The organism is Nocardiopsis valliformis DSM 45023 (assembly GCF_000340985.1).
Taxonomy (GTDB): domain Bacteria; phylum Actinomycetota; class Actinomycetes; order Streptosporangiales; family Streptosporangiaceae; genus Nocardiopsis; species Nocardiopsis exhalans.
Genome location: NZ_ANAZ01000003.1, coordinates 202,963 through 218,952, shown reverse-complemented (window position 1 = coordinate 218,952; position 15,990 = coordinate 202,963). Strand labels below are relative to the sequence as shown.

General features: G+C 70.0%; 16 protein-coding genes and 1 pseudogene. 10 read left to right on the top strand and 7 right to left on the bottom strand.

Features of this window, described 5'->3' with window-relative positions; all coding sequences use genetic code 11:
• The first annotated feature begins 190 nt into the window (after window positions 1-190).
• The 4 genes from zwf (at window position 191) to D457_RS31810 (ending at window position 4,587) form a co-directional block, all read left to right on the top strand.
• Window positions 191-1,669 (top strand): glucose-6-phosphate dehydrogenase, encoded by a 1,479-nt coding sequence (zwf, locus tag D457_RS0103675; protein ID WP_017579291.1) that lies wholly within the window; start codon window positions 191-193, stop codon window positions 1,667-1,669.
• Complete coding sequence (edd, locus tag D457_RS0103670) at window positions 1,666-3,525, top strand: phosphogluconate dehydratase (protein ID WP_017579290.1); 1,860 nt, start codon at window positions 1,666-1,668, stop codon at window positions 3,523-3,525. The genes zwf and edd overlap by 4 nt, the downstream gene beginning before the upstream one ends.
• Window positions 3,526-3,616: 91 nt before the next feature.
• On the top strand, window positions 3,617-4,255 hold the full coding sequence (gene eda / locus D457_RS0103665) for a bifunctional 4-hydroxy-2-oxoglutarate aldolase/2-dehydro-3-deoxy-phosphogluconate aldolase (RefSeq protein WP_017579289.1): 639 nt from the start codon (window positions 3,617-3,619) through the stop codon (window positions 4,253-4,255).
• A gap of 137 nt (window positions 4,256-4,392) precedes the next feature.
• On the top strand, window positions 4,393-4,587 hold the full coding sequence (locus tag D457_RS31810) for a thioredoxin domain-containing protein (RefSeq protein ID WP_017579288.1): 195 nt from the start codon (window positions 4,393-4,395) through the stop codon (window positions 4,585-4,587).
• A gap of 178 nt (window positions 4,588-4,765) precedes the next feature.
• Here the strand turns inward: D457_RS31810 and D457_RS31805 are convergent, their stop codons facing one another.
• From D457_RS31805 to D457_RS0103640, 5 genes and pseudogenes are all read right to left on the bottom strand, one after another.
• A complete protein-coding gene (locus D457_RS31805) occupies window positions 4,766-5,614 on the bottom strand; it encodes a TetR/AcrR family transcriptional regulator (protein WP_017579287.1) in 849 nt (282 codons plus the stop codon).
• Window positions 5,569-6,318 (bottom strand): ABC transporter permease, encoded by a 750-nt coding sequence (locus tag D457_RS31800; protein ID WP_083926653.1) that lies wholly within the window; start codon window positions 6,316-6,318, stop codon window positions 5,569-5,571. Before D457_RS31800 ends, D457_RS31805 begins: the two co-directional genes overlap by 46 nt.
• Window positions 6,314-6,474 (bottom strand): annotated as a pseudogene (locus tag D457_RS36875) (daunorubicin/doxorubicin resistance ABC transporter ATP-binding protein DrrA); the annotation flags it as partial. The pseudogene D457_RS36875 and the gene D457_RS31800, both read right to left, overlap by 5 nt.
• 72 nt (window positions 6,475-6,546) lie before the next feature.
• Window positions 6,547-8,145 (bottom strand): gamma-glutamyltransferase family protein, encoded by a 1,599-nt coding sequence (locus D457_RS0103645; protein ID WP_017579284.1) that lies wholly within the window; start codon window positions 8,143-8,145, stop codon window positions 6,547-6,549.
• Window positions 8,146-8,197: 52 nt separating this feature from the next.
• Window positions 8,198-9,058, bottom strand: coding sequence for a BKACE family enzyme (locus D457_RS0103640; RefSeq protein ID WP_017579283.1), 861 nt, complete (start codon window positions 9,056-9,058; stop codon window positions 8,198-8,200).
• A 513-nt stretch (window positions 9,059-9,571) separates the two neighbouring features.
• On the opposite strand from D457_RS0103640, the gene D457_RS31795 reads away from it, so the two are divergent.
• The 5 genes from D457_RS31795 (at window position 9,572) to D457_RS0103615 (ending at window position 13,699) form a co-directional block, all read left to right on the top strand.
• Window positions 9,572-10,684: an alanine racemase gene (locus tag D457_RS31795; RefSeq protein ID WP_017579282.1), complete on the top strand. Its 1,113-nt coding sequence runs from the start codon at window positions 9,572-9,574 to the stop codon at window positions 10,682-10,684.
• On the top strand, window positions 10,663-11,616 hold the full coding sequence (locus tag D457_RS0103630; RefSeq protein ID WP_017579281.1) for an ABC transporter ATP-binding protein: 954 nt from the start codon (window positions 10,663-10,665) through the stop codon (window positions 11,614-11,616). The genes D457_RS31795 and D457_RS0103630 overlap by 22 nt, the downstream gene beginning before the upstream one ends.
• Window positions 11,616-12,383, top strand: a complete 768-nt coding sequence (locus D457_RS0103625; RefSeq protein WP_017579280.1) for an ABC transporter permease — start codon at window positions 11,616-11,618, stop codon at window positions 12,381-12,383. Before D457_RS0103630 ends, D457_RS0103625 begins: the two co-directional genes overlap by 1 nt.
• Window positions 12,380-13,183: an ABC transporter permease gene (locus tag D457_RS0103620; RefSeq protein WP_017579279.1), complete on the top strand. Its 804-nt coding sequence runs from the start codon at window positions 12,380-12,382 to the stop codon at window positions 13,181-13,183. The genes D457_RS0103625 and D457_RS0103620 overlap by 4 nt, the downstream gene beginning before the upstream one ends.
• A gap of 84 nt (window positions 13,184-13,267) precedes the next feature.
• Window positions 13,268-13,699: a MepB family protein gene (locus D457_RS0103615; protein ID WP_026116296.1), complete on the top strand. Its 432-nt coding sequence runs from the start codon at window positions 13,268-13,270 to the stop codon at window positions 13,697-13,699.
• A 110-nt stretch (window positions 13,700-13,809) separates the two neighbouring features.
• On the opposite strand, the gene D457_RS35575 is transcribed toward D457_RS0103615, so the two are convergent.
• Together D457_RS35575 and D457_RS0103610 are read right to left on the bottom strand one after the other, a co-directional pair.
• Window positions 13,810-14,139 (bottom strand): NAD(P)H-binding protein, encoded by a 330-nt coding sequence (locus D457_RS35575; protein WP_152514129.1) that lies wholly within the window; start codon window positions 14,137-14,139, stop codon window positions 13,810-13,812.
• A gap of 65 nt (window positions 14,140-14,204) precedes the next feature.
• Complete coding sequence (locus D457_RS0103610; protein ID WP_017579277.1) at window positions 14,205-14,777, bottom strand: DNA-3-methyladenine glycosylase I; 573 nt, start codon at window positions 14,775-14,777, stop codon at window positions 14,205-14,207.
• Between the two features lie 150 nt (window positions 14,778-14,927).
• Here D457_RS0103610 and D457_RS36870 point away from each other — a divergent pair, with 150 nt between their 5' ends.
• Window positions 14,928-15,899: a GNAT family N-acetyltransferase gene (locus tag D457_RS36870; protein WP_017579276.1), complete on the top strand. Its 972-nt coding sequence runs from the start codon at window positions 14,928-14,930 to the stop codon at window positions 15,897-15,899.
• Window positions 15,900-15,990 lie beyond the last annotated feature (91 nt).

The following is a 15,990-nucleotide window of genomic DNA, read 5'->3' as shown; positions in this document are numbered from 1 at the left end:
CGGCGGGGCGCCTGGAAGGCCGTTCACTTATGTAAATTAATGTTCTGAAGTGTGCTGGTCTTTTTACCATAGTGGGATTAAGGTCGAAACCAGGCCGTAAGACACCTGGGCAAGGGCCCCGCGTCCCCTCCGCCCGGCACCCCCCACCTCTCCTCTCCCTTCCGTACTCCCTCCCGCAGGAGCCAACCGAATGCCGCAGCAGCCCGCGCCCCGCCCCACCGACCTGGTGGTCTTCGGCGGAACCGGTGACCTGTCCATGCGTAAACTGCTCCCCTCCCTCTACCTCCTGGACCGCGACGGTCATCTGAGCGGGGAGACCCGGGTCATCGCGGTCTCCCGGGACGGTCTCACCGACGCTGACCTGCGCGACAAGGCCGCTTCCGCCGTCCGCGGCCACAGCGCCGTCCAGGTCGTCGAGCCCGACGTGCTGCGCCGCTTCCTCGGCCGCCTCTCCCACGTGACCGTCGACGTCGGCGGGGACCCCTCCGGCTGGGCCGACCTGGCCGCCGCGCTCACACCCGGCCGCGACCGCGTCTTCTACCTCGCCGTGCCGCCGATGATCTCCGGCGCCATCTGCCGCGGGCTCCAGGACGCGGGGCTGGTCACCCCCGAGTCCCGCGTGGTGATGGAGAAGCCCTTGGGCCGCGACCTCGCCTCCGCCCAGGCCGTGAACGACGAGGTCGGAGCGGTCTTCGCGGAGTCCCGCACCTACCGGATCGACCACTACCTGGGGAAGGAGACCGTGCAGAACCTGCTCGTGCTGCGGTTCGCCAACGTCTTCCTCGAACCCCTGTGGAACTCCCGGTGGATCGACCATGTGCAGATCACCGCAGCCGAAACGGTCGGCGTGGGCGGTCGGCGCGGCTACTACGACTCCTCCGGCGCCATGCGCGACATGGTGCAGAACCACCTGCTCCAGCTGCTCTGCCTCACCGCCATGGAGCCCCCGGCCAGCTACGACCGCGACGCCGTCCGGGACGAGAAGCTCAAGGTCCTGCAGTCCCTGAGACCCATCCCCGCGGCCAAGGTCGCCGAGCACACCGTCCGCGGCCAGTACACCAACGGCATGGTTCAGGGCGAGGATGTCCTCGGCTACCTGGACGAGGCGGGCGGACCGGCGGTCAGTGACACCGAGACCTTCGTGGCCCTGCGCGCCGAGGTCGCCAACTGGCGGTGGGCGGGCGTCCCCTTCTACCTGCGTACCGGCAAGCGCATGGAGCGGGCCCGCTCCGAGATTGTCATCCGGTTCCGCGACGTCCCGCACACGATCTTCCCCGGGGCCGCCACCGCGTCCGGCGCGGGCAGCCTCGTCATCCGCCTCCAACCGGATGAGGGCATACACCTCACCATGCTGACCAAGACGCCCGGCGCCGGTGCGCTGCGGCTGCGGCCGGTCCCGCTGGAACTCAGTTTCGCCGACACCTTCGCCACCCGCTCTCCCGAGGCCTACGAGCGGCTCCTGATGGACGTGTTGGCCGGGGACTCCACCCTCTTCATGCGCCGCGACGAGGTCGAGGCCGCGTGGCGCTGGGTGGACCCGATCATCGAGGCCTGGCAGGGCCTCGGCACCGCACCCGAGACCTACCCCGCCGGAAGCTCCGGTCCCGCAGGAGCACAGCGGCTTATCGGCCGCACCGGCAACACGTGGCACGAAGAGGAGCAGGCATGACCGCGCACACCCCCAGCACCTCCGACAACGGCACCCCCGGACCTCGGATGAGCGTCCACCCGGTGATCGCCGAGGTCACCCGGCAGCTGACCGAGCGCAGCGCCGACACCCGCGCCGCCTACCTGGCCCGCATCCGCGAGGCCGTCGGCCAGGGCCCGGCCCGCACCTCCCTGGGCTGCGCCAACCTCGCGCACGGCTTCGCCGCCTGCGGGGTCGGCGACAAGCTCTCCCTGGCGGGGGACGTCACCCCCAACCTGGCGATTGTCTCCGCCTACAACGACATGCTCTCCGCGCACCAGCCGCTGGAGACCTACCCGGCCGTCATCAAGAAGGCGGTCGCCGAGGCGGGCGGCGTCGCCCAGTTCGCCGGCGGCGTGCCCGCCATGTGCGACGGCATCACCCAGGGCCGCGCGGGCATGGAGCTGTCCCTGTTCAGCCGCGACGTGATCGCGATGGCCGCCGCCGTGGCCCTGTCCCACGACATGTTCGACGGCGCCCTCATGCTCGGCGTGTGCGACAAGATCGTGCCCGGCCTGCTCATCGGCGCCCTGTCCTTCGGGCACCTGCCGACGGCGTTCGTGCCCGCCGGTCCGATGCACTCCGGCCTGCCCAACAAGGAGAAGGCCCGGGTCCGCCAGCAGTTCGCCGAGGGCAAGGTCAACCGCCGCGAGCTGCTCCAGGCCGAGTCCGCCGCCTACCACTCGCCGGGCACCTGCACCTTCTACGGCACCGCCAACTCCAACCAGATGCTCATGGAGGTCATGGGCCTGCACCTGCCCGGGGCCAGTTTCGAACAGCCCGGCACCCCGCTGCGCGAGGCCCTCACCGCGGAGGCCGGGCGCCGCGTGCTCGGGCTGACCGCCCTGACCGAGCACCACACCCCGGTCGGCGAGCAGATCGACGAGAAGGCGATCGTGAACGCCGTGGTCGCCCTGCTGGCCACCGGCGGCTCCAGCAACCACACACTGCACCTGGTCGCCATCGCCCGCGCCGCCGGGATCCAGCTCACCTGGGACGATTTCGCCGCGCTGTCCGAGGCCGTGCCGCTGCTCACCCGCATGTACCCCAACGGCGCCGCTGACGTGAACCGCTTCCACGAGGTGGGTGGCATGGCCTTCCTCATCGGCACCCTGCTGGACGCCGGTCTGCTGCACGAGGACGTCCGGACGGTCGCCGGCCCCGGGCTGAACCGCTACCGCCAGGTGCCCCAGCTGACCGAGGACGGCGAGCTGATCTGGGTGGACGGCCCCGCCGAGAGCGCGGACAAGACGGTGCTGCGTCCGGCCGGTGACCCCTTCGCTCCCGACGGCGGGCTGCGCATGCTGGAGGGCAACCTCGGCCGCGCCGTGATCAAGGTGTCCGCGGTGGCGCCCGAGCGGCACGTGGTGGAGGCCCCCGCGAAGGTCTTCGCCGACCAGGCCGAGCTCCAGACGGCCTTCTCCGCCGGTGAGCTGACCGGGGACTTCGTCGCGGTGGTCCGCTTCCAGGGGCCGCGCGCCAACGGCATGCCCGAGCTGCACAAGCTCACCCCGCCGCTGGCCGTGCTCCAGGACCGGGGTCAGAAGGTCGCGCTGGTCACCGACGGCCGTATGTCCGGTGCCTCCGGCAAGGTGCCCGCCGCCATCCACGTCTCGCCCGAGGCTGAGGCGGGCGGCCCGCTGGCCCGGGTGCGCGACGGCGACGTCATCCGGCTGGATGCGGCCCGGGGCACACTGGAGGTCCTGGCCGACCTCGGCGACCGCGAGGACGCCCGGCCCACGGTGGACTCCTCCGCCGGGACCGGCCGTGAGCTCTTCGCCGCCCTGCGCGGGGCGGTGGGCCCGGCCGAGAGCGGCGCCGGGGTCTTCGGCCACTGAGCCGCGCGACCCTGGCCGAGTCGTTGCGAGCCGAGCCGTCGCACTCTTCCCTTCCCGCCGAGCCTTTCCCATTGAGCCTTTGGAGATAGCCATGACGACGACCCCCCGCTCCGGTGCGGACGTCCTCGACCTCGCCCCGGTCATGCCCGTGGTGGTGGTCGAGGACGTCGAGCACGCCGTGCCGCTGGCCCGCGCCCTGGTCGCGGGCGGCCTGCCCGGTATCGAGGTGACTCTGCGGACCCCGGCGGCGCTGTCCGCGATCGAGCGGATCGCCCAGGAGGTGCCCGAGGCCGTGGTGGGCGCGGGCACCGTGGTCAACGGCGAGCAGGCCGGGGCCGCCGCAAAGGCGGGGGCGCGCTTCCTGGTTAGCCCCGGTTGCACCCCGGAGCTGGCCCGGGCGATGGCCGACACCGGGCTGCCCGCCCTGCCGGGGGTGGCTACGGTGTCCGAGGCGATGGCGCTGCTGGAGCTGGGGCTGACGGAGCTCAAGTTCTTCCCGGCGGAGGCGTCGGGCGGGGCGAAGTTCCTCAAGTCCCTCACCGGTCCGCTGCCGCAGCTGAAGTTCTGCCCGACCGGCGGGATCACCGCCGAGAGCGCCCCGGACTACCTCGCGCTGCCGAACGTGGGCTGCGTGGGCGGCAGCTGGTTGACCCCGGCCGCGTTGGTCGGTGAGGGCCGCTGGGACCAGGTCACCGAGCTCGCCCGGGAGGCGGCGGCGCTGGCCCGCTGATCTGCTCCGCTTGATCCAGCGGAGGGCCGGAAGGGCTTCTGGGACAGTATGTGCAAATATGCATATTTATTCCAGGGGTCCTTTCGTGCTGATCCACCCCTGGGCGCGGCGAACCCGACGACCTCCTGGACTTCGAGATGACGCACGGGTTCGACGCGCTGTCCAACATCGTTGACGAGCACGGCCTCATCTGGGCCGGGTTCGGGGTGACCAGCCCGCCCACCCTGGTCTTCGTCCGCCCCGACGGGACCCACAGCACCGCCCCGGGCTCGGGCTCGGGCTCCATGACCAAATACGAACTGGAGCTGGCCATCGACGACGAGCTCAGATAGGGGAGAGAGCCGCGGCGGCCCAGAGCCCCGTCACGCCTCCGGGCCGCACATCAGCGCTACCCGCAGGTCCAACCGGCCGTCCAGGCTGCCCGGATCCCGGCCGCGCATCGCCTCGACGGCGCTCCAGCGCGCGGGGGCGGGAGGAGTCCTTCGGCTGTCACCCGCAACCACCGCGTGTCTACGAGGGGAGCGGCCCGCAACCGCGGTCGCGGGGCCTCGTGGAAGTCCGGTCCGGTGCGTCCGGCTCGGCGGAGTCCGCGGAACGCTCGGCGGAGCGGGCGTCGACCAGCACCTGGACGCCGTCCAACACCCGCTCCAAGCCGAAAGAGAACTCGTGGTCCGGGTCGTAGACCGCCTGGTGGGCGGTGCCGACCGCGGAGCCCACCCGGGAGGCGACCGGGTACTGGGAGTCGTCGATCAGGGCGGCCAGCAGAGGATCGTAGGTCCGCCACCACTGCTCGTCGTCCATACCGGACTCCCGGGCGACCTGCTCCGAGCCCAGGACCTTCCGGGCGGTGCTCTCCACGTAACCGTTGACCAGGCTGACCGTGGAGTCCATTTCGATATCGCTCAGACCGAGCCCGTCCACGGCGGAGAGCTCATGGTCGTACTTGGCGATGAGGTTCGGGCCGAGCAGGCGAGTGGTGACGGTCTGGAGCATCCACGGGTGACGGATGTAGAGGTCGCGGTTGGCGTGCGCGATCCGGCGCAGCCGCTCCCGCCAGTCGCCTGAGCGGTCGCCGAAGTCCAGGTGGGCATAGGCGGCGTCGACCATCAGGTCGATCAGCTCTCCCTTGCCCGGCACGTAGGTGTACAGCGACATCGTGCCCACGCCCAGGGCCTCGGCGACCCGGCGCATGGACAGCGCGGCGAGCCCTTCGGTGTCGGTGATCTCCGTGGCGGCCAGCACGATCCGGTCGACGCTCAGCCCGGGTTTGCCCCGGCGTCGGCTCGCGGGCTCCTGGGTGCGCCACAGCAGGGCTAGACTGCGCGCGGGATCGCCACTCTTGCTGTGCTGCGGAGGCATCGGTCCGTCCTGGTGGTGGGGTCCGTAGGGTGTACGGGCCAGTGTACGCCCGCACGGAACCGCCGCCGGGGTTCGTCGGCGGGGGCGGGGCCGAGCACCGACAGAAGGGGGCCGCCGCTGAGGTTGCGGTACCGGTGCACGTACAGCGGAGCGAACACCGCGCCCAGCCCCACCGGCATGGTCGCGGTGGCCACGAAGGCGTTGGACAGGAAGCCGATCGGGAACCCCAGGGTCTGGATGACGGCGATACCGCCCTGGCCGCGCATCACCAGGCCCACGTAGATGCCGATCCACACCAGGGCGAACCGCAGCAGGAGAAGCAGCCCGAACCCGGTCAGGGTCGCGTCCGCGCTCCCGTGCCACTGCCAGCCCACCAGCATCCCGAAACCAACCAGGATGACCGTGGACCTGAGCATGTCCGCCAGGCAGCGGCCCACCACCACGGCGGAGGAGGTCATCGGCATCGACCGGAACCGGTCGGTGACCCCGCGGGTGGAGTCGGTGGTCACGGCGGTGACGGTCTTGCCGAGCCCGAACACCATGACCATCGCGAACATACCGGGTATGAGGTATTCGGTGTAGTCCCCGCCGCAGGGCGCCGACATGGCACCGCCGAGCAGGTACACGAACATCAGCACCATGGGGACCGGGAAGAGCAGCTCCCACGGCTGGCGCCGCCAGTGCAGGACGTCGCGCCGGGCCACCGCCGTTCAGGTCGCGGACGGCGGACCAGACCTCGTCGAGCCCGCGCGGGTCGAGGCCGACGGGGGTTCGTCGAGGAACATCCCGGGCGGGCTGAGGATCATCCCGGCGGCCAGGTCGAGCCTGCGCCGCATCCCGCCCGAGTAGGTGCTGACCGGGTAATACGAAGGGCGCCCGCCCGGAAAGGTCCCGGACGGGCGCCCCTTGTGCCCCGACTGCGCTCACGCGCCTCACCAACCGACGGTCAGACCCTCGTGTCTGCCCTCGTCGAGCCCCCAGGCGCAGGTCCGGCCGCGTTCGAGCACACGGACCACCCCGCCGACGCTCGCTTTCGGTACGACCTCGTGTCCCCGGGACCCGAGCTCGGCCACAGTCCCGGCGTCCATGGTGTCGTCGACCCTGAGCTGCGGTTCCATCGCGGCCTCGACCTTGTCGCACCCGGGGTAGTAGGTCCACCTCGGTCGGGAGAGCGCTTGGAGCGGGCTGACGGAGTCCTCGATCAGGCCGAGCAGGACCTGGGCGTTCCACTGGGTCTGCCCGTCACCCCCGGGTGTGCCGCCCAGCCAGCGCAGGCCTTCGGGGCCGGAGGAGCTCCACGGGAAGATCGTGTTGACCGGTCTCTTGCCCGGGGCACAGACGTTGGGGTGCAGGGGGTCGATGGTGGCGCTGCGTCCCAGCCGGTTCCCGAGGAACAGGCCCAGTTCCGGGACGCCGATACCCGACCCGAACCCCAGGCCGAGGCTCTGCACCCAGCTGACACCGTTGCCCTCGCGGTCCAGGACGGCGAAGTGGGAGGTGTCCCCCTCGGTGTAGTGGCCCAGACAGCTCGACGGACTCCGCTTGTCCGGGTCCACACCCGAAGCGAGCGAGGCGAGCAGCGCCGGGTCGAGCGGGTCGGTGAAGTCGACGAACTCCGGGTCCCCGAACTCCCTGAGCCGCCACCCGTACGTCTGGTCGATGATTTCGGCGAGCAGGTGGATCATGTCGGGGCGATCCGAACTCTGGCCTCGGGACAGGGACCTGTACAGGGCCAGGTTCTGGAGGAGCAGGGGGCCCTGGGTCGGGGCCGGGGTGGTTGCCACGCTGTACTGGCCCAGCCGCACGGTCGCGGCGGGCTCCACCCGCGCGTGGTCGACAAGGAGGTCCGCGCGCGCGATCAGCCCGCCGAGCTCGTCACTGAGCGGGGTGATGGCGTCCGCCAGTTCGGCCCGCAGCGTCTCGGGGGTCCGGTGCGCGGGGGCGACCATCGAGTACAGGGCGGCGAGCCCGGGCTGGCGCAGCACGGAGCCGACCGCGTCCGGTGACCCGTGCGGCCGGTACAGATCACGGAACCTGGGCTGTTCGAGGGCGGCGAGGTTGTCCCGGGTCCACCGGGCCACCTGGTCCGTGACCGGAACCCCGGACACGGCGAGGTCGATCGCGGGTTCGAGCAGCCGCTCGAAGGGGAGGGTGCCGTACTCGCGGTGCAGCCGGTACCACCCGTCGATGAGCGCGGGTGTGGAGAGGGAGAGGGCGCCGGTCGCGGGCACGGTCGTCAGGCCGCGGCTCCGGTACGCCTTGGGCGAGGCCCCGCTCGGTGCCCGGCCGAGAGCGGTGAGACTGACCGGCTCGTCCTGTCCGGCCCGGTGGAGGACGGCGACCCCATCCCCGCCGGGACCGCAGGCCATGGGCAGGGCCACCGTCAGTACCGCTGACGCGGTGATCGCCGCGTCGAAGGCGGTGCCGCCCTCCCGGAGGACGTCCAGGGCGGCGAGTGTCGCCGGCGGGCTGCCGGTCGACACCATGCCGTTGCGGCCCCACTGCTGGCGGTCGCGGAGGATGTCCCTCACTGTGTTCCCACCGCCGCACACTCCGTTCCGTTGGCCCGTTCGCCGATGCGGTTCATGCCAGGTCCCGCTTGACCGGGGCGAGGCCGATGAGCTCTCTGGCCTCGACCGGGCTGGCCGGTTCCCGCCCCAGCTCCGCGGCGATCCGGACGACGCGCTCGACCAGACGGGCGTTGGTCGCCGGAGTGCGCTCGGACCAGTCGTAGTAGGGGTTGTCTTCCAGGCCGACCCGCACGTGGCCGCCCAGGGCGAGAGCGGCGGTGTTGGCGGCCTGCTGAAAGCGCCCGATGCCCGCGAACGCCCAGGTGGCTCCGGCAGGCAGCGCGGCGAGCATGGCGGCGGCGTTGGCTGCGCTCAGGCTCGCTGTCCCCTTGGATCCGAACAGGACGTTGCAGTAGTAGGGCGGCTTGAGCACGCCCCGGTCCGCCAGATGGCGGGCGTAGTCGGCCATGCCGGCGTCGAAGATCTCGAGTTCGGGGACGATCTCTCGCTCGTTCATGGCCGAGGCCAGCCCGACGATGGTTTCGGGGCTGTTCACGGAGGGGCCGGTGGGGAAGTTCATCGACCCGAGTGTCAGGGAGGCCATCTCGGGTTTCACCTGGCCGTCCAGGTCCAGCACGGCGCTTCGCTTCGCCAGCTCCGACCAGTTCCGTCCGCTCGTGGTCACCACCAGAACGATGTCGGGGACCTCGGCGACGACCGCTTCGCAGATCTCCCGGAAGCGTTCCGGCCGCCAGGTGGCCTCCTCGTTGTCGTCCCGTGCGTGTAGGTGGACCACGGAAGCGCCGGCGTCGTGGCAGCGGCGGACGTCGGCCGCGATCTCCTCCGGGGTGATGGGGACGTGCGGGACCCTGGCCTTGCGGGGCACCATGCCGGTGGGGCACAGGTTCACGATGAACTTGTCGGGTAGCGACACGAAAAAATTCCTCACATGACCTGCGGAAATGACCTGCCAAAAAGGATTCGCCAAGTGGCGGAAAATAATGCCGCGCGCCTGTGAGCTGCGATTTCAGAAAGTTGATATCTGGAGTTCGGCACGATATGGCCTTTGGGAGGCTAGCGGACGTGGTTGCACCGGTCCAGGCCATGTGACTCACATCACAGTCTCTTGTTTGGCTTGGTCGGGGAAAGTAATGTTTCGGCTGCGGTCGCCCTGAATTTCTTTGCCGGCCCGCTTGTTCTGGGGAATCTCGATGTCTGAGATCTGGCTCGGGGTGCGCAATGTGAATGAATGTGCGTCCCGCGCATGCGGGTGGGCTGATTGGTGGCCAAGTCCGATTTTCCAACCGGAAGGGGTTTCCCTATGTGTGTTTCCACCGTCGTCAAGTGCACGTCCACCGTCTGAGTCGGTGAGTAACCCGCTCCCCGGGCGGCGACGCGCCGGGGAGCGGCGCTCTGTCTGTCCGTGCTTCCCCGAGGGCCCGCCGCCGTGAGTCGTACCACCCCCCAGGTCACCGTCGACCTGCCCGTGGTCGAGCGCAACATCCGACGCTTCCACGACCTGGTCCACCGCGCCGGAAAAACGGTCCGTTCCCACGTCAAAGCGCATCGCAGCTGGGAAATCGCGGACTCACAGCTGCGGGCGGGAGCTGTGGGGATCGTGTCCCAGAGCACCCCCGAGGCCATGCGCTACCTGCTGCGGGGGGTCGGGGACATCGTCCTCGCGCGCCCCCGGACCGAGGCCTGGCGGCTGCCGCGGATCGCGCGGTTCGCGGCGTACGCCGCGGCGGTCAGCGGCGGACGGGCGTCCGTTTCCGTGCACGTGGCCGACCGGGACACCGTTTCCTTCCTCGCCGCGGAGTGCGCTGCGCTGGGAACAGAGATCGGCGCACGAGTCGATGTCGCATTTACCGCTGACCGGGGTGTTCCGATTGACATGGCCCTTGGCCTGGCACGACATATTCACCGCACGTCCGGTGTGCGGCTCGACGGCGTCTGCGGATACTGGGGTCCATCGACAAAAGATGATCTTGGTCGGATCGAGAAAACCAGTTTCGAAGTTTCCGGTTCTCTCGTCGAGATCGCCGAAGATGTGCGATCATCTGGTATTTCCTGCCCGGTGGTGTCGGTGAGCGGAAGCGTGAACACCGCCGCCGCCCTCGCCACCGCGGGTGTCACCGAGATATGTTCGGGAGCTTATGCGCTTTATGATGCGGGAACAGCGGCCATCGGTCTGTGCGACCTCTCGGACGTGGCGCTCAGGGTGCGTGCCCGTGTGGTCGGGACCGGCGGCGGCCGGGTGCGTACCGACGCCGACGGACTCCTCGCGGGCGCCTGCCATGACTGGGACCCCGACGTCACCGCGACACGCGTCGACGGAACGCCGCTCCGTGCCTCGGACGTACGGGTCGGAGAGCTGGTGGAGCTGCTGCCCGCGCACACCTGCCCCCTCATGCCCGGCGTGACCTCCGTGGTCGGGGTGGCGAAGGGCCGTAAGCAACGGGTGTGGTCACCGATCATCGCCCCCGAACTGCGCGAAGAGGACTTCCCCGCACCCGTGGAACAGACCGAGGAGGACGCATGGCGCAGGACTTCGCCGTAGAGGCCAAAGGCCTCAGGCGTGTCTACGAACGCCGGGGCGGATCACCCGCGGTCGCCCTGGACGGGGTGGACCTCCAGGTGCGCCGGGGAGAGGTGCGCGGGCTGCTCGGACCCAACGGGGCGGGCAAGACCACCCTGTGCAAGATCCTCTCCACCGTCCTACTGCCCTCAGGGGGAACGGCGTCGATCAACGGCCACGACGTGGTGCGGAAGACCGCCGAGGTACGGCGCACCATCGGCATCGCCTTCGGCGGTGAACGCGGTCTCTACACGAGGCTGACCGCACGCCAGAACCTCATGTACTGGTCGGCGCTGTACCGGCAGCGCACCCGGCAGGCCCGGGCCAGGGTGGAGTACCTCCTGGACCGGATCGGCTTGGCGGAGAAGGCCGACGAACGGGTGGAGACCTTCTCCCGGGGGATGAAGCAGCGCCTCCACCTCGCCCGGGCCCTGATCGGGAACCCCGAGGTCCTGCTCCTGGACGAGCCGACCATCGGCATGGACCCGGTGGCCGCCAGGGACTTTCGCGCCCTGGTCGCCGAACTCCAGGGCGAGGGGCGGACGGTACTGGTCACCACACACGACATGGCGGAGGCGGAGGCGGTGTGCGACCGGGTCACCCTCATCGACGGCGGCCAGCTGCTGGGCACCGAGGAACCCCGGACCATCGGCGGATGGCTCTCCGCGCACGAGCGTGTGACCGCCACAGCCGTCCCGTCGCACGTGGTGGCGGAACTGCGTGCCCTCCCTGGGGTGGCACAGGTGCTCTTGGAGGGGGACCGGACCATCGTGGAGACCAGCGTCGAAGGCGCCGGGGGACAGGTGCTCCGGCACCTGATCGACGCCGGTGTCACCGAGGTGTCCACCGGACGCCCCACCCTGGAGGACGTCTACCTCCACGTCATCGGTGACCGGGGGCTGAAACTCCGGTGATGGTCGTCCTCGCCGCTTCCGTCCGGCAACAGCTCCTGATGTTTCGCCGGAACCCGGAACAGCTGATGGCCCTGGTGAACGCGCCGCTGCTCACGCTGGCCTTCCTCGCCATCATGCGCCATGCCGAACGCCCGGACCTGGAGGCGTACGCGATCCTCGGACCGGCGGTGATCACCGTCTGGTCCATGGCGCTGCTGGTCTCGGGAGAGCTGATCGACGGCGAGCGCGCCAACGGCACCCTCGACGCCATGATCGCCGCCCCGGCGCCCATCGGGCTGACCGTTCTGGGCCGGGGCGCGACGGTCACCGCGGTGAGCATGCTGTCACTGCTGGAGTCCGTCCTGGTCGCCCGGGTCGCGTTCGGGGTGGGCATCGGGGTCGAACACCCGCTGTTGTTCGCCGCGACCCTGCTGGCCATGGCCTTGGCGATGGCCGGAACCGCGGTTGTGATGGCGGCGGTGTTCGTCCTGCACCGCTCCGCCCGCATCTTCCAGAACTCCCTGTCCTATCCCTTTTACCTTTTGGGTGGAGCAGTCATCCCGCCCGAGTTCCTGCCGCACTGGCTGCAACCGGTGACCAAGGTGATCTTCCTGTCCTGGGCGACCGAGCTGCTCCGTGACTGCCTCCGACCCGAAGCGGTGGAGAACGTCGCTCTGAGACTGGGGATGGTGCTCCTGCTCGGTGCCGTGGGGTTCGCGGCCGGGATCCTGTTGCTGAACAGCGTGCTGCGCCGGGTGCGCCGCACGGGTGAGGTGAGCCTCGCATGAGCGCTATCCGGGACTCCGCGCGCATCCTGCGCTGGTCGGCGACCAGCGCCCTGGCCGATCTGCGGGCGTTCTACACGTGGAAGACCTGGCTCTTCGGCTGGCTGATCCGCATCCTGTGCCAGGTGGCGTTCTTCGCGCTGATCGGGGCCATGCTGGACTCCCCGGACCGCACCGCCTACCTGCTGGTCGGGAACGCGGTGTTCGTGGGGGTCACCGCCACGATGTTCGTGTGCGCCTCCAGCAGCTGGGAGCGGATGGCGGGCACCCTCCCCCTCCTGATCGCCTCCCCCGCGCCGCCCTTCCTCGTCTTCGCCGGACGCAGCGTGCAGTGGCTGGCGGACGGCCTGGCCTGCGCGGTGATCTCGTTGTTCCTGCTCGCTCCGGTCTTCGGCGTTCACCTGCCGATGCCGGCCGCGCTGCTGGTGGTCCCGCTGATCGCCCTGACCTATGTCTCGGTCTACTCCTTCGGTCTGGTGCTGGCGGGCCTGGCGTTGCGCGTGATGCACGTGCGTAACCTGATCGGCAACGTCGGCGGGTTGATCCTGATGGTGGTCTGCGGGGTCCAGGTGCCGGTGTCCTTCTGGCCTCCCGCGGTCGAGTTCGTCGCGCAGGGCCTGCCCCTGACACACGGGCTGAGCGCCGTCCGCGAGCTCCTGTCGGGGGCCTCCGGCGCGGTCGTCGCCCGTCTCGCCCTCCTAGAAGCGGTGGTCGGGGCCGTGTGGTTCTGCGTCGCCGCCCTGACCTTCCGCCACCTGGCCGAGTCGGGCCGACGCGACGGCAGCATCGAGTTCGGCGACTAGGACGTGTTGCTGAAGGGAAAGCGATAGCGCGTCGAGGCCGAACGGCCTCGGGAGCGACGGGGCGCCGCTGTAACATTGTTGCTCGTGGTGTTCAGCGCATTTGAGGCATACGCGTCCGAATCGGGCATAACAGGCTCGGTCACTCCGGAATCGCAAAACAGCGACTACGAGTCGGGCCTGATCAAGATCGACGGTGAGACGTGGCACGTCCGCACCGCACGGAACACCCCGACCAAGCCCGGAGTGTTCGTTGCCTTCTGGCGGCGGGACGGGAGCGGGAAGACCGTGCCTTTCGGTGCGGACGATCCCGCCGCTGGCTTGCTTGTCTTCGTGGAGCAGGAGGGCAAGCGCGGGGTGTTCCGATTCACCGCCAGGCATCTTGCGGAGCTGGGCGTTACCTCGGGAAGAGGCCCGGGAAAACGCGGATTCCGCCTGTACCCGAGCTGGTGCCAAGGGCTCAACTCTCAGGCGACAGCCACACAGCGAGCTCAGGCTCCGGCTTTTCAGGAGTACTGATCTCCGGTTAAGCCGCGAAAGCCGAGAGTGAGCCAGCGGAGTGTCTCGGCGGGGCCGGGGCCGGTGCGCTAGCTGCGGGCGGTCTTGTCTGAGCGTGTCGCGATCTCTCGCTATCGCTTGGGAATGTTGAAGCAGCGCCCCACGACGTTACGGCCCTGGTGACGGGCGCGCTGCGGGTGGTCAGCCACGACCATGCCTTCCTTCGGGAGATCGGAGTGACCCGCCCATGCTCCCTCGCCCGGGCATTCCAGCGCAGGAGATGCGCTGGCGGGTGAACTCCTCGGCGTGTTCGGTGGCCCACCGGGTGAAGGTGCGGCCGGGTGGCCGGTGACGCGTTCGGGATCACGGCTGAGTGCGCGTACGCGGTGCCCGGCGTCGACCAGCTGACGGGCGATCCCGCGGCCGACGGTGCCGGTGGCCCCGGAGGCGAGGAAGCTCACGGCGCAACCTTTCCGCAGTACGTACAGTACAACGCACGGCAAGGCTCGGGCATTCGGCGGAGGACTCAGGTGCGCTTGGCCGGGCAGCCGACCAGGTGGTCGTCGAACACGCCGGTGGCCTGGAGGTAGGAGTTGATGATCGTGCTGCCCACGAAGTTGAACCCGCGCTTCCTCAGGTCCTTGCTCAGCCGGTCAGAGAGGTCGGTGGTCACCGGGACCTCCTCCGAGACGGTCCAGTGGCTGACCACGGGTGTGTCCTCGACCCACCCCCACAGGTAGGCGTCGAAGCTGCCGAACTCCTCGCGCACCCGCTGGAAGGCCTGGGCGTTGCGTACGGCGGAGGCGACCTTGAGTCGGTTGCGGACGATGCCGGGGTCGGCGAGGAGCCTGTCTGTTTCGGCCTGCCCGTAGGAGGCGATCCGCTCGAAGTCGAAACCGCCCATCGCACGCCGGTAGTTCTCGCGCTTGTTCAGCACGGTGGACCAGGACAGGCCGGCCTGGGCACCCTCCAGCACAAGCATCTCGAATAGGTACCCGTCGTCGTGCGAGGGCCGCCCCCACTCGGTGTCGTGGTAGCCGGTCATCAGCTCGGACGTGTTCCGGGCCCAATCGCAGCGGCGGTCGTCGCTGTCGGTCACGGGGTACTCCTCGGTGCGGTGGTTCGGGCGGGCACCCCCATCGTCCCGGAGCCCGGTGACAGTCGGCCGCCGGAGCGGCGGGACACGGCAGGGCGCGGGAGAACGAAAACCCGTTGTGGCGGCAGGGGTCCCGGGGATAAGGATGGAAACGTGACAGACACCGACACACCTCCCGGGCCACGACGCACCGACGCCTCCGGCCTCGCACCCACGTCCTCTTCCGACCGCGCCGGCGGCCGCGGAATCCGCCTGGTGGAGATGACCGAACCCGTGCTTGCCGCGCTGGCCGAAGGGGACACGGAGACTGCCGGTGCGCTGATCGGTACCGAACTGGGCGAGCACTTCGCCACCGAGGAGATGCGCTGGCTGAGCCGCTACCGGCTCGGGCAGCTCCGCGCGGTGCCCAGCCGGGCGGGTTGGTTGGCCAACGTGGTCGTGGACACCGATGACGGCCGCGCGGTGGGCCACGCCGGTTTCCACGGTCCGCCGGACGAGCGCCGGATGGTGGAGATCGGTTACTCGGTGGTCCCGGAACTGCGTCGCCGCGGCTACGCGCGGGCGATCCTGGTCGAGCTGCTCCGCAGGGCCGACGCCTCCCCAGAGGTCGCGTCGGTCCGGGCCTCGATCCGGCCGGACAACACCGCCTCACTCGCCACCATCGCCGGGTTCGGCTTCGAGCGGGTGGGCGAGCAGTGGGATGAGATCGACGGCCTGGAATACATCCACGAGCGCCCCTCGCCGAGGCCCGGCACCGGCACCGAGTTCGGTTTCGGGCTCCACCACGTGCAGATCTCGCTGCCCCCGGGCGGTGAGGACGAGTGCCGGGCCTTCTACGTGGGCGTCCTCGGCTTCGTCGAGATCCCCAAACCTCCGGTCCTGGCCGCGCGCGGCGGTTTTTGGGTACGCGCCGACGCCCTGGAGCTCCACCTGGGCGTGGAGAAGGACTTCACCCCGCAGCGCAAGGCCCACCCCGGCATCCTCGTCCGCGAACTCGACGCCCTCGCCGAGCGGGTCACCGCCGCCGGGCACGAGATCACCTGGAACGACGACTTCCCGGGCTGCCGCCGGTTCCACACCCACGACAACAACGGGAACCGGCTGGAGTTCATCACCCCTGTGTGATCTTCGGCTGCTGGCTTGACCAGCGGTATCACCACCGAGCCCGGCACCGGACCGACGAGTGGCCCGAACCCGCCCAGCTGGGGTCGGGCCG

Bases quoted from the DNA above. Each gene is read 5' to 3' on its own strand.
- zwf (WP_017579291.1), top strand. From the start codon at position 191: ATGCCGCAGCAGCCCGCGCCCCGCCCCACCGACCTGGTGGTCTTCGGC.
- edd (WP_017579290.1), top strand. From the start codon at position 1,666: ATGACCGCGCACACCCCCAGCACCTCCGACAACGGCACCCCCGGACCT.
- eda (WP_017579289.1), top strand. From the start codon at position 3,617: ATGACGACGACCCCCCGCTCCGGTGCGGACGTCCTCGACCTCGCCCCG.
- D457_RS31810 (WP_017579288.1), top strand. From the start codon at position 4,393: ATGACGCACGGGTTCGACGCGCTGTCCAACATCGTTGACGAGCACGGC.
- D457_RS31805 (WP_017579287.1), bottom strand. From the start codon at position 5,614: ATGCCTCCGCAGCACAGCAAGAGTGGCGATCCCGCGCGCAGTCTAGCC.
- D457_RS0103630 (WP_017579281.1), top strand. From the start codon at position 10,663: ATGGCGCAGGACTTCGCCGTAGAGGCCAAAGGCCTCAGGCGTGTCTAC.
- D457_RS0103625 (WP_017579280.1), top strand. From the start codon at position 11,616: ATGGTCGTCCTCGCCGCTTCCGTCCGGCAACAGCTCCTGATGTTTCGC.
- D457_RS0103620 (WP_017579279.1), top strand. From the start codon at position 12,380: ATGAGCGCTATCCGGGACTCCGCGCGCATCCTGCGCTGGTCGGCGACC.